The 13,161-nt window shown below is 42.0% G+C and carries 10 protein-coding genes; 1 reads left to right on the top strand and 9 read right to left on the bottom strand.

Annotated elements, in window-relative coordinates:
- Positions 1-415: 415 nt before the first annotated feature.
- Positions 416-991: a leucyl/phenylalanyl-tRNA--protein transferase gene (gene aat, locus NIES592_RS00725; protein ID WP_009455279.1), complete on the bottom strand. Its 576-nt coding sequence runs from the start codon at positions 989-991 to the stop codon at positions 416-418.
- A gap of 154 nt (positions 992-1,145) precedes the next feature.
- Here aat and NIES592_RS00730 point away from each other — a divergent pair, with 154 nt between their 5' ends.
- Positions 1,146-1,475: a hypothetical protein gene (locus NIES592_RS00730; protein ID WP_062249474.1), complete on the top strand. Its 330-nt coding sequence runs from the start codon at positions 1,146-1,148 to the stop codon at positions 1,473-1,475.
- Between the two features lie 70 nt (positions 1,476-1,545).
- Here the strand turns inward: NIES592_RS00730 and rpsN are convergent, their stop codons facing one another.
- From rpsN to NIES592_RS00775, 8 genes are all read right to left on the bottom strand, one after another.
- Positions 1,546-1,848: a 30S ribosomal protein S14 gene (gene rpsN / locus NIES592_RS00735; protein WP_062249472.1), complete on the bottom strand. Its 303-nt coding sequence runs from the start codon at positions 1,846-1,848 to the stop codon at positions 1,546-1,548.
- Positions 1,849-1,907: 59 nt separating this feature from the next.
- Positions 1,908-2,738 carry a bifunctional hydroxymethylpyrimidine kinase/phosphomethylpyrimidine kinase gene (gene thiD / locus NIES592_RS00740; RefSeq protein ID WP_062249470.1) on the bottom strand — a complete coding sequence of 277 codons (831 nt, stop codon included), beginning with the start codon at positions 2,736-2,738 and terminating at the stop codon, positions 1,908-1,910.
- Between the two features lie 15 nt (positions 2,739-2,753).
- Positions 2,754-3,698, bottom strand: coding sequence for an NAD(P)-dependent alcohol dehydrogenase (locus NIES592_RS00745; RefSeq protein ID WP_073554642.1), 945 nt, complete (start codon positions 3,696-3,698; stop codon positions 2,754-2,756).
- 504 nt (positions 3,699-4,202) lie between these two features.
- Positions 4,203-4,583: a nitrogen fixation protein NifX gene (nifX, locus tag NIES592_RS00750; protein ID WP_009455286.1), complete on the bottom strand. Its 381-nt coding sequence runs from the start codon at positions 4,581-4,583 to the stop codon at positions 4,203-4,205.
- A 742-nt stretch (positions 4,584-5,325) separates the two neighbouring features.
- Entirely contained in the window at positions 5,326-8,154 is a 2,829-nt protein-coding gene (gene treY / locus NIES592_RS00755) for a malto-oligosyltrehalose synthase (protein WP_073554643.1), read from the bottom strand.
- Between the two features lie 131 nt (positions 8,155-8,285).
- Entirely contained in the window at positions 8,286-10,115 is a 1,830-nt protein-coding gene (gene treZ / locus NIES592_RS00760) for a malto-oligosyltrehalose trehalohydrolase (RefSeq protein ID WP_073554644.1), read from the bottom strand.
- 339 nt (positions 10,116-10,454) lie between these two features.
- Positions 10,455-12,605, bottom strand: coding sequence for a glycogen debranching protein GlgX (gene glgX / locus NIES592_RS00770; RefSeq protein ID WP_073554646.1), 2,151 nt, complete (start codon positions 12,603-12,605; stop codon positions 10,455-10,457).
- 162 nt (positions 12,606-12,767) lie between these two features.
- Entirely contained in the window at positions 12,768-13,073 is a 306-nt protein-coding gene (locus tag NIES592_RS00775) for a hypothetical protein (protein ID WP_143168321.1), read from the bottom strand.
- Between the last annotated feature and the right edge of the window lie 88 nt (positions 13,074-13,161).

The raw sequence follows: 13,161 nt of genomic DNA on the forward strand, positions 1-13,161 counted from the left end.
TAGACCCTGAAGTAATAATAATGTTGTTGAGGAGATGAATTTAAGGTCAAATTATACAGTTCACCAAATAATTCATGACGGCCATTTTCCACTATGTTATTAATCGGTAAACGAGCAAATATATAGTTGCGTTTACTGGAAATTATTTACAAGAAGTATGTTTACACAAGTAAACACACCAAAAACATGTTCTTCATCTACCTAAAGAAGTAAAAGACTTTAATTTGTCAGAGATAATAGACATTAAAAAATAATTTATAACAACAAGATCCACGGCTTTTTAAAGAAGTCGGGGATCTGGCTTTCTCAATTCTCAATTTTGCAGATAGGATGGCTATATGTAACTAATTCTGTTGAATTACTTACCATAAAGTATTAGCTATAATTGTGAGCAAAATATGACAAAATAAAAACTTTAAACAAGAGAACACTTGCGATACAAAGCCTTATAAAGTAACTCTTGATACTCTTTATTATCCACTCTATAAGCCCCAAATCTTGCTAAATGGGGGTTCATCATTTGGGCATCAAATAACACAAATTGCCTTTCTCTTAACCTTTCTACTAACTTCACCAGTGCCACTTTAGAACCATCGGGAATGCGATAAAACATCGATTCCCCAATAAAAGCACCACCAACAACAATCCCTAAAATTCCTCCAGCAAGTTCGTCTTCCTGCCAAGTTTCAAAACTGTACGCCCAACCTGTTTGGTATAGCTGCCAGTATATATCCTTTAATTCTGAAGAAATCCAAGTTACTTCTCGGTTAGCGCAACCTTCGACGACAGCTGCAAAATCACGGTTAACCGCGACGGTAAACCGCTGTTGATTCAGGACACGTCGTAGTGACTTGGGGTAGCGAAATCGATCATCCAAAGGAATCAGAGTACGATCGCGACTGCCATACCAACCCAAGGAATTATCCTCATCAGCCATGAGAAAATAACCTTGGGCATAGCCTTGAATGATACTGGCGATATCATATTGCATAAATAACACAAAAATAAAAAACACGAGAGGAACACTCTATAGATGCTATCAATCATCCTCTGCGTTTCCACCGAAGCTTTGATCGCCGGAAACCGGCGCTCAAACTTCTCTCTGCGATTCCCTTAGCGTCACTCTGCGTTTTAAAATAAAGAAGATGACTGAACCTATTCCACCTATTACCCTGCCACCATCCCAAAATCCGGAGCTTGAAGGCGAATGGTTAAAGCAACGTTTGCATGGGTGGCTAGATGCAGAATTTATTCCAGAAGCAGTTAACCAAAACATTGCCGAACGTGCAGCACAGATATTTGTTCGGCAACGGATGGAAGGAGAAAATGACCTTGGTTCTCTGGTAATTGCTATTGTCACAGAGATGCAGGCATTTGATTTTTCCAAAAGTTTTTATGGAGAGTTTGCGATCGCCAACGCCGTTAGCGATCTACTCCTAGAAAGTCTGGGAATTGATAAGTGCTGTGGACAATAATACTTTGTTCGTTGTTGTTTGGTTTGTTTAGTGGTTTCCCAACAACTAACAACTAACAACAACCAACTAACTACCAACTAGACTTAACTACACCAGGTAAAAGGCCCTCGTGCGCCCATTCCCGCAAAACGTTCCGAGATAGTCCAAAGTCGCGGTAAACTCCTCTGGGACGACCAGTAACCCAGCAACGGTTACGACGGCGGCTGGGTGCGCTGTTGCGGGGTAGCTGTTGAATTTGTCTGTGAATCTCCAGCTTCTCCATTGGATCTTCTGTAGTTCTGAACTCTTCTAACAAAGCTTCCCGCTTGGCAGCATACTTTGCCACTAATTTGGCGCGTTTTTTCTCGCGCTCAATCATGCTCTTTTTTGCCATTGAGTCTGTTACTAATTAAAATTAAAGACAGCATTTCCCATTCTATCTGATGGAATTAGTTAATGGTTAGTTGTTAGCAACAGTGGATAAAAATGTCCGACAGGGCCTTGCCCTTGACCAATATTTAGGGCGTAGGATAGAGCATTTGTAACATACTCTTTTGCCTGCTGCACTGCGGTGAATAAATCATCACCACGTGCTAAATTAGCTGCGATCGCTGCTGATAAAGTACAACCAGTACCGTGAGTATTTTTTGTCTCTACTTGTTTTACACTGAGAGTCGCGAGTTTTTGCCCATCAAACCAAACATCGACTCCCCGTCCACTTCCCGAGATCCCACCACCTTTGACTAGCACGACTTTAGCTTTGAATTTCTCATGAATAATTTGGGCGCACTTGCGCATATCATCTAGAGTGTTAATTTCTAAACCGCTCAAAATCTGGGCTTCGTAGCGATTGGGTGTAGCGATGGCAGCTAGGGGTATGAGTGTATGACAAAGTATATTCACAGCCTCATCGTCAATTAATTGCGCCCCCGCCCTTGACACCATTACAGGATCAACAACTAAATTTTGAATTTGTAAAGCTTCTACTTGCTGGGCGACAGCTGCAATAATTTCTTTGTTGAGCAACATTCCTGTCTTTGCTGCTTGCACGCCGATATCTTCACATACAGCTTGCATTTGGGCAATCACAGCTTCTGGTGGTATCGCATCCACTCTGGTAACACCTAAAGTATTTTGAGCTGTAACACAAGTGATTGCACTCGTACCGTGGACACAGTGAAAAGCAAAGGTACGTAAATCCGCTTGAATTCCTGCACCACCACCACTATCTGAACCAGCAATAGTTAAAGCAACAGGCATGCGAGATGTTGTTTCGGCATTCATAAAATGATTTCACTCTTAAATCACTGCGATCGCTATTTTCCCTACAGCACGCTCACTTTCGCTATAAGTATGAGCAGCGGCTAAATCTTGCAGGGAATACGTACGATCAATCACAGTCCGAAGTTTGCCTGCTTCAATTAATTCTTTCAAATAAACTAAATCTCGAGCATTTGCTGACGCTAGGACTAATTTGGCTTTTTTACCAGGAACAATAGTTGTCACAATTCCTGGCAGAATATTTTCTGGGGTAGGCAATGTGGTAACGTAAATTCCACTAGATTTTAGTACTTTTTTACACTCCAAAAAAGACCGTTTACCAACTACGTCAAAGATAATATCGTACTGCACTGTTTCTTGAGTCAAATCTTGCTGCGTGTAATCAATTACGCGATCTGCTCCTAAAGATTTGACAAATTCCAAATTTTTAGTGCTGCAAACACCAGTCACTTCTGCACCAAGTATCTTGGCAATTTGTACTGCAAAAATGCCTACACCACCAGAAGCACCATTAATTAACACAGCTTGTCCGGATTTAATGTTGCCTTTGTCTCGCAGTCCTTGTAAAGCAGTCAAACCGGCGATGGGTACGGAAGCCGCTTCTGTATAGCTCATATTTGCGGGTTTAATCGCAGCACAACTTTCTGGAACTGCTGCAAATTCTGCGTAAGCTCCTCCATTGGGTGGTCTTAGAGTACCATATATCGAATCACCAATGGTAAAGCGTGTAACATTAGGACCAACTTCTACGACTTCACCCGCCAAGTCAAGCCCAAGAACCATGGGAAATTTATTGCCTGTGACAATTCTCAACATACCCTTGCGGATTTTCCAATCAACAGGGTTAATACAACTAGCGTGAACTTTTACAAGTAATTCTTCAGGTTTAATTTTTGGTGGTGCGACATCTTCGTATTGCAACACCTCAGCAGGACCATACCGATGAATCACGACTGCTTTCATGGTTTCCCTTGTGGTATGCTAATTTCGCATTCCACTATAGTTAATTATTTTTTAGCAAAGCAACTTCCTTTAGACAGGGAATGATATCATGTCCGTCAGACGGCGGGCGGTAATTTAGGAGTTTTTCAATTAGAAAAGAAAATAAAATTATCCTGCTTTCTCTGCAACGCCATTTTGTGATTGATATTACACAACGATGTCATACTAGTGGAAATGTGACAACCGTAAATGTTTTTCGTCCCCGTTGAGGAGAAATGTTATGGAAAGAGTTCACATCTGGAATGATTACAGGAAGAGGGTTCTAGACCCCCTAATCGACACACTCCTGAAAAATGGAAAAATTTTTCCAAACGCGATTGCGAACATTGCCTCGCTTGGTAGATGCTGATTGGTGATCGCCTTCCAAAAAGCCGATTTATAACCAACGTCTTGAGGTTGTTTATGAACACAACAACATTCGCTACAAATGTGAAAGCGATCGCAAATTGACAGATATCATATCAATTAACTTTTTTGTATGGCTTTACGTAACCACGGTGGAGGATTACCTTTGAGAGTTTGCACTAATTTATTCAGAATACTGATAATCTCTTCTTTATCTGACTGTGGTCTGACTGGCATAATACCTCTTTTAATTAACTTAGCAGCGGGAATACCACCAATTGATGCCACGTAGACAATAGTACAGTCAGCTAATGCCTCAATCTTGGATGCTGTTTTATCTTCACTTTCAGCATCTTTATCTTTATTAGAACTACCAGCAAATTTGAGGGTTTCTATAAATTTATAACCAGTATCTGAGATTTCATAAATATCTGCTTCTTGTGCCCATCCGAAGTGAGCATTAACATGAACTCTATCACTGGTTGCGAAGGCTATTTTCATTCTAACAATCCTCTCCTGAAGTTAGGAGTTGTAAATTATTAAGTGAGTCAATAGTTCAAAATTTACGCTCAATATCACTATTAACTCTTAAAATTTACTGCATAAATCAGGTATCAGGTAACATAACCTACTTTTATCGAGTTGTTGCAGCGTCTTCTTTATCTACACAAGGGTGATACATCTTTGACACTGTCTTTTTGTTTATAAGAAAGTGTGCTTGTAACCCATACTTTTTAATTCCCCTAACGTTAGCATAGCACATTGCAAACTATCTAGCGATTTTAAATATTAAAATTACCTGATTTATTTATCGAGCTTGATGTTTTTTATTGGATACAATCAGGTAAATAAAATAGATTAAATTGAGGATAATTGCTGTATTTGTATTTACAATTAATCTGAAGAAAGGGAATTTTCAGTCAATAATTGTGTAGTTATTTCTGTGCTTTTAGGTTGATTAATTTTAATGTGTTCAAAATGGCGATGAGAATTACTCCTAAGACTACTAAAAATACAGATATACCAATAATTTGCTCGCGAGGAATTTCCAGCACACCACGTAAAATTACTTCTCTTAAATGTGCTATTAGGCGGGATATGGCCTAGTGCAGGATTTCAGCTTACAACAATTCAAAAACATCCTGCTTTCTCTGCAACGCCTCTTTTCTGAAAAATTTCCACGCAGAGCATGGCAACAATAATACTCTGCGTGGAAACAAGATAACTTATTTTACTTCGTCTCCTATTTGTTACCTTCTGTTTCTGGTAATGCTGCTTCTGCTTGATTAACCAACAATGCTACGGGGAACTGTTGCAAAATTTCCCGCAGCCAGAGGGTATCTTCGCCTTGCACTTTCTGTCCGGTGATGGCGTCATACCAAACATCAGAGGAACCAGGAGGAGGAACAATGCGGGTTTCGTGCCAAACTTGTTCACCTAAGGGATACTCGCCTTCTTTAACTAGGGAGGTGAGAAAACGAGGAGCGATCGCAATTATTCTCTTGTCTGGTAATTCTCTAGCAAATGTCACAACATGGCTTTTTAAGCTACCTGCGACTGACAATTTGACATAGGTTCCCTTTTGGAATACATCTAAGTGTTCTCGCCTTGCTTGCAAAAGTTTATATGTCAGGAATAGCTTAATTCGTCCATCTTCTGGGGTTTGCAGTAGTTCTGTTATTAAACCTGATATGTCTTGTGCTGCTTTGGTTTTAATGTCTTGCAGATATTGTTTGCGGATGTCAAAATCCACCGGACGACGGTTATCCGGATCTACCATACTCAAATCCCAAAGTTCCGATCCTTGATAAAAATCTGGCAAACCCGGGACAGTAGCTTTCACTAAAGTCTGGGAGATAGAATTTAAAATGCCGTAGTGTTGGATTTTGCGCTGGAAGGGGCGGAAAGCCTCGAGAAATGGGTTTTTCTGAGGATCTTTCAAGACGCGATCGGCAAAATTGGTGAAGGCGTTTTCATAGGCTGTATCTGGTTTAATCCACTCTGTGTGGACTTTGGCTTCACGAATTGCCTTAATAATATATTGTTGCATCCGTTCTACAAAGCTAGGATATTCTTCATCTTTGTAGGGAAAAGCACCGATCAACGATTGGTAGAAAAAGTATTCATCGTTAGGAGTTGGTACATCCTGTCCATCAACAGTTTCTTTGTAGGGAGCATTGATTTCCCGCCACTGTTTGAGATGATTTTCCCACTCTTGGGGAATTTCCGACAAAACATTTATACGTGCGCGCATGTCTTCACCACGTTTAGTATCGTGGGTGGAAGTTGCATTCATCGCATGGGGCCATTGAGAAGAACGCTGTTGATTAAACAGATGAAAATCTTCTAGAGAAATACCAAAATGTGTAGGATGAGAACCAACTTCATTGAGGGAGATCAGGCGATTGTAGACATATAAAACTGTATCTTCTACACCTTTAGCCATCAATGGTCCGGTAAATTGTTGTAACCGCATCAAGAAATGCAACCATTGTTCCTGATCTTCTGGGGAGAGGTGTTCGTCAATGTCAAGGACAAGAAACTTTTCAATAAAGCTTAATTCGTTGAGGAAGTTGGGAATATTCTTTTTAGCTTGCGTCATTACTTGCTGAATATATTCCCGATCTGCTTTGCTAGCCCCAGCACTATTAATATAGGTGCGATAAACAGGAAACAGCGCTAAAATTTCTACCAACGCAGCTTTTAACCCATACATAGTAAAGTCGCTAGCATAGCGATAGCGACCGGAAATTTGCTTGAGTAAGTGAGCTAAATTATCAATATCTCCTGCTAAGTGTTTACTAATAATTAACCTTTTGTTTTGGTCAATTAATTCTTCACAAGAAACTTTTCTACCCAAAAAGCGCTGATAAATAGTATCAAATTCGGCTGCTGTTGATTGTTGGCAGAAAATGCCATTTACTTGATTGAGAAAGTCATAACCTGTTGTGCCTTGAATTGGCCAATTTATGGGCAATTCTTCATGAGGTTCAAGAATTTTTTCCACAACTAAGTAAACTTCCGGAGCATGTTCACGTAGTCGATTAAGATACTGGGTAGGATCATAAAGACCATCAATATGGTCAATTCTTAATCCGCTGATTGTTCCCTCTTGAACTAATTTTAAGATACAGGAATGTGTGGTGTCAAAAACTTTTTCATCTTCGATTTTGAGCGAAATTAGATCATTAACAGTAAAAAAACGTCTGTAATTGAGTTCTTCATTGCCAACTTTCCAGTAAGCAAGGCGGAAAAATTGTTCGTTGAGTAGGTTTTCTAAATGATTAAAACTTTCAGGTTTTCCGGGTTCACCATTGAAAACACGAATATTTTCTTCAATAAATTTCTTGACTTCAGGACTATCATTCCACAGTTCCCATAACATGCGTTTGATAATCACAATTTGGTCGTAGCGTTCTCTACCTTCCTCTCCTGATGGAATGTATTTCAACATGTAGAGAACACTCAAAAGTTTCATGAAATCGGGATGATCTCTGCCTAATTTATCCCGTATACGTCCCAAATCGTAGGTAAGAACTTGAGAGTAAGATTCGATGCGGATGGGAAATTTGAGTGAGTAGTAATTAATAGTTAAACCATTTTCTTCGTATTGGAGTTGTAATTCACCACTTTCTAAGCAATCACCACAAAATTTCCCTAAAAAAGGTGCAAGTACTTTACCTTGATTTTCGGGATAATGATGATGCCAATCAATATCAAAAAAGTCACGATATTGAGAATCAGAACCATTTTCGAGAACATCTACAAGCATGTGGTTTTGACTATCAAAAGCCATGTGGTTAGGGACAATATCTTGTATCCAGCCGATGTTAAGATGCTTGAGTTCTGCGATTAATTCTGCAAATTTTTCTTTTCCACCTAATTCTGGATTAATTTCGTTGGGATTGACAGTATCGTAACCGTGAGTGCTACCTTTTCTCGCTGTCAAAATAGGGGAGGCGTATAAATTTGAAATTCCTAACTCTGCTAGATAAGAAGCGATCGCTTTACCTTGCTCAAAACCAAAACTAGGGGTGAATTGTATCCGGTATGTTGCTATAGGTATTTGCATGATTCCTAAATGGTTCTTTGTTGGTGGTTGTTTGTTGGTTGCTATTAAAGGCGCAAATACTTACGCCCCTACAGGGTTTAGTGGTTTTTACGACACCAAACAACGAACAACAAACAATAAACAACACATGACTATTGACAGTAAATAACTACACTCTCAGGATGAAGTGCAAATGCTGACTGGGATTCGCCGTTTAGTATTTCGGGTAATAGGGAATGATCACCACCCCAAGCGGGATCAGCCGAGTCGAGTAGTTTTTTCCAGGTTCCACTAGGTATATTTGCTTTAATCTTAACAACTTCTGAGCTAAAGTTCAGCCAGCATAACACTTGGTTATCGTCACACCACCGCCGCAGCTGTAAAACCTTCTCTGGTTCTATTACCGATGCTTCTAAGTTGTTGCGATCTAAGTTAGCCAGTGCAGGAATTGTTCTGCGCAGTTCGAGTAACTTTTGATAAAACAACCATAACATCCGGTTTTTGCCCTCATGACGCTTTTCCCAATTGAGGCGCGATCGCTCCATTGTCTCTACTGCTTGTGGATCTGGTGCTTCTTGATCATAAACTTCAAAAAAAGCACCAAATTCTGCTTTTCTACCTTCCCTTACCCCCTTAATCAGGTCAGGATCACTATGACTCACAAAGTAGAGAAAAGGAGCAGTCTCGCCGTATTCTTCACCCATAAACAACAAGGGAACATAAGGAGATAACAGCACAGCTGCCGCAGTTAATTTTAACCCGTCAAAGGAGATGAGGGAGGTAAGGCGATCGCCCATCATCCTGTTACCTACCTGATCGTGATTTTGAGAACACACTACAAATTGTTGAGACAGACAATCACTGGCATCGCTTCCGTGGTAACGATGGCGATGGGGGGAGTAATCCCAGGCGTAGACAAAGCTGTGGCGATAGGCTTTGGCAAGCTGTTCTAATTGACCAAAATCTTTGTAGTATCCTTGATTTTCTCCTGTTAGTACAGTATGTAAAGCATGGTGAAAATCATCACTCCACTGGGCGTCAATTCCGTAACCACCCACTTGGGGAGGACGGATAATCCGGGGATCGTTCAAATCACTTTCGGCAATCAGGTAGCGTTTATAGCTTTGTTGCGAAATTTTAGCAACAGCTGCGGCAATCTCTGCCAAAATATGCTGAGCCCCAAAATCATAGATGGCGTGGACTGCATCGAGACGTAAAGCGTCGATATGGAAAGTTTCTAACCAGTAAAGGGCATTTTGGACAAAGTAATTCCGTACCCCATCACTGTAAGGGCCATCAAAATTAACCGCACTGCCCCAAGGTGTTTTGTAATGATCAGTAAAATAAGTACCAAATCCCCAAAGATAATTTCCTTCTGGGCCAAGATGGTTATATACAACATCTAAAATGACAGCCATACCATATTGATGGCAGGCGTCAACCAATTTCTTCAAACCATCAACGCCACCATAGGAATTTTGCACTGCGTAGGGAAAAGTGCCATCGTAACCCCAGTTGCGATCGCCTGGAAATTGAGCAACAGGCATAATTTCAATCCCATTCACCCCTAACTCCAGTAATTCGGGAATCCGAGGAATTATGGCCTCAAATGTCCCTTCTGGAGTAAAAGTGGCTACATGCAATTCGTAGATGACCATTTGCTCTAAGGGAATTCCTCGCCACTCGCTGTCATGCCAAGTAAAGCTACTGTGGTCAACCACTTGCGAAGACCCGTGAACCCCCTCTGGTTGATAATGAGAAGCGGGATCGGCTGTGTCTTTTTGCCTATCCAACTGGTAAAAATAGAGACAACCAGGCTCAACGTTATTCACAGTTCCGTGCCAATAACCCCGTTCATCCTTTTGCAGGGGAATAATTTTTTCTGTTGGTGCGACAAGGTGAACAGCAACCTCGTCAACTAGGGGTGCCCACAGGGTAAAATTGCAAGTGCGATCGCCTAAATATTGAGAGCCGATATGCATGTTAGTTAGTGGTTATTGGTTGGGTATAAGGGAGTGGGTGGAGTGGGGGGAGTGTGAGGGGTGTGAGGAGTGTGTAGACGCGGTAGCGGTGAGGGAGGGGGTCGCAGTCTTGGACGCCAGGTGCTTTATGCCGGGAGACCCGTCCACCGCACTGGCTCCGCTTCCCGTCACGATTGCGAACCCCCGTAGACGGGCGAAGCCGGGCTTCTCGAAGAGTACCCGGAGGGCTTCCCGTAAGGGTGGGGTGTGTAGACGCGTAGCGGCTTCCCGTAAGGGTGGAGTGTGGGGAGTGTGGGGAGTGGAGATGTTTTCCCTTGTCCTCCTTGTCCCCGATCCCCTCTAATCCTCATCATCACGAGAAACTTTGCCCAGACGTTGCAACATGACAAGCGATCGCGCTTCTACTTGTACAGGTTTATCTTCTATGTAACGTTTACCGCGTTGCACAAAACGGGGTTTGGTAGTATCGATAATAGTCAGCCATTCCCAATCTTGTAGTCTGTGGGGAATTTGAAATTCCACCATTTCGTAGTGGGCGTTGAAGAATAACAAAAAGCTATCATCAATAATCCGTTCACCCCTTGGTCCTGGTGTGGCTATTTCTTCACCATTGAGGAAAATACCGATCGCTTTGGTAAAACCATCGTTCCATTGTTGATCTGTCATTTCGCCACCATCAGGGTTAAACCACAGGATGTCATGCACACCAGAACCGTGAATGGCGCGCCCTTGGAACCATTTACGTCTGCGAAACACAGGATGTCTGCGACGTAAGTCAATTAATTGGCGGGTAAAATCTAACAGTGCTTCGTTTTCTTCTTGTAAATCCCAGTCGAGCCAGGAAATTTCGTTATCTTGACAGTAGGGGTTGTTATTACCGCGTTGCGATCGCCCCATTTCGTCACCCATTACTAACATGGGTACGCCTTGGGAAAGAAACAGGGTTGCTAAAAAGTTCCGGATTTGCTTTCTCCGCAAACGCAATACTTCTAAGTTATCTGTTTCCCCTTCCACACCGCAATTCCACGAACGGTTGTGACTTTCTCCGTCTCGGTTATCTTCGCCATTGGCTTCGTTGTGCTTTTCGTTATAACTTACTAAGTCATAAAGAGTAAAACCATCGTGAGCGGTAATAAAGTTGATGCTGGCACTGGGATTGCGACCGTTAAACTGATACAAATCAGAACTGCCTGTAAACCGATAAGCAAATTCTGCCATGCGGCTGTCTTCCCCACGCCAAAAGTCCCGCACTGTATCGCGATACCTACCATTCCACTCCGACCACAACAGTGGAAATTCGCCTACTTGGTAGCCTCCTTCACCCACATCCCAAGGTTCGGCAATTAATTTCACATCTGCGATCACTGGGTCTTGGTGAATGATATCAAAGAAAGCTGCCAGACGATCAACTGCGTATAATTCCCTAGCTAAAGCAGATGCTAGGTCAAAACGGAAACCATCAACATGGCATTCCAACACCCAATAGCGTAGACTATCCATGATTAATTTCAGCACTTGGGGATGGCGGACATTGAGAGAATTACCGCAACCAGTAAAATCCATGTAGTAACGGCAATTGCCATCAACTAGGCGGTAGTAAGCAGCATTATCAATACCACGCAGAGATAAAGTAGGTCCCATGTGGTTCCCTTCACCTGTGTGATTGTACACCACATCCAAAATCACCTCTATCCCAGCATTATGTAATGCCTTCACCATCTGCTTAAACTCTCTCAACTGCTGCCCCAGAGAACCACTCGCGCTATAACCAGAATAGGGAGCTAGGTAGGAAAGAGAATCGTAGCCCCAGTAATTTTTTAAACCTTTGTCTACTAAATGTCCGGGATATGCGAGAAAATGATGGACCGGCATTAATTCCACTGCCGTCACACCCAAAGATTGCAAATGAGAAATCGCCGCCGGGTGGGCGAGTCCAGCGTAGGTTCCGCGTAGCCTGGGGGGAATTTCCGGGTGTAGCTTTGTAAATCCCTTGACATGAGTTTCATAAATAATCGTCTCATGCCAGGGAACTTGCAGTAATTCGTCTCCTTCCCAATCAAAAGACTCATCCACAACGACGGATTTGGGAACTAAATGAGCGTCATCGATGTCTGAATATCCCAAGTCTTGATTTGGATCATCCCAACGATAACCAAAAATTTCTTCACCAAAATGCACATCGCCATCAATTGCCTTAGCGTAGGGATCAATTAATAGTTTGTGGGGATTAAAGCGATGTCCTTCTTCCGGAGCAAAAGGGCCGTGTACTCTAAAACCGTACCTTTGACCAGGGCCAATACCAGGGACATAACCATGCCAGGTGAAGTTAGTGACTTCTTTGAGTTCTAATCGGGTTTCTCGCCCTTTTTGATCGAACAGACACAATTCTACCCCTGTAGCATGTTCAGAAAAAAGAGCGAAGTTTGTACCCTTACCATCCCAGGTTGCTCCCAGAGGATATGGTCTACCAGGCCAGAGTGAGAAGTACATACGGTCAAGCTCCTGTTGCAGATTTATCAGGCAGAATAACTGAGCTAACGCGCGTTACAAAATGTTGCCAAGCACAACACGCCCTAGCTTCTTGCAGTATCTCAAATCCTATGCTAAATAAAAAGTTTTGTAACTCAACCTGTTGATGGAATTTTTACTCACTCACACCAGAATGACATCCCCATAAATAGTGAATTGTGTCAAAATTTTCTGCGATCGCCTAGACAATTTTGCTACATCCCCAAAGAGGCAAGCGATCGCTGGTGAAATTCCGTCTAGAAAAGAGCCTAACAGCAAACCCATAATCCATCGGTGTTTATCTGTGTTCATCGGTGTTCGTCTTTCATCCCCTGATTGTGTGCGATCGCTCGTGAAATTCTGTCTTGAAAATAGGCAATAAGGGGAAGCAGAATTTTCATCGCAAGATTGTGTACCAACGTTCATGGATGGCTGTGAAACTTTTTTCATCGGGACTGCGTTTCAAAAATTTACCCAAAATTTTACTCAGTTAATAGTTAGTAGTTGGTTGTTGACCACTAACTACTAACCATTAATC

Source organism: Fischerella major NIES-592 (genome assembly GCF_001904645.1).
Classification (GTDB): Bacteria; Cyanobacteriota; Cyanobacteriia; order Cyanobacteriales; family Nostocaceae; genus Fischerella; species Fischerella thermalis.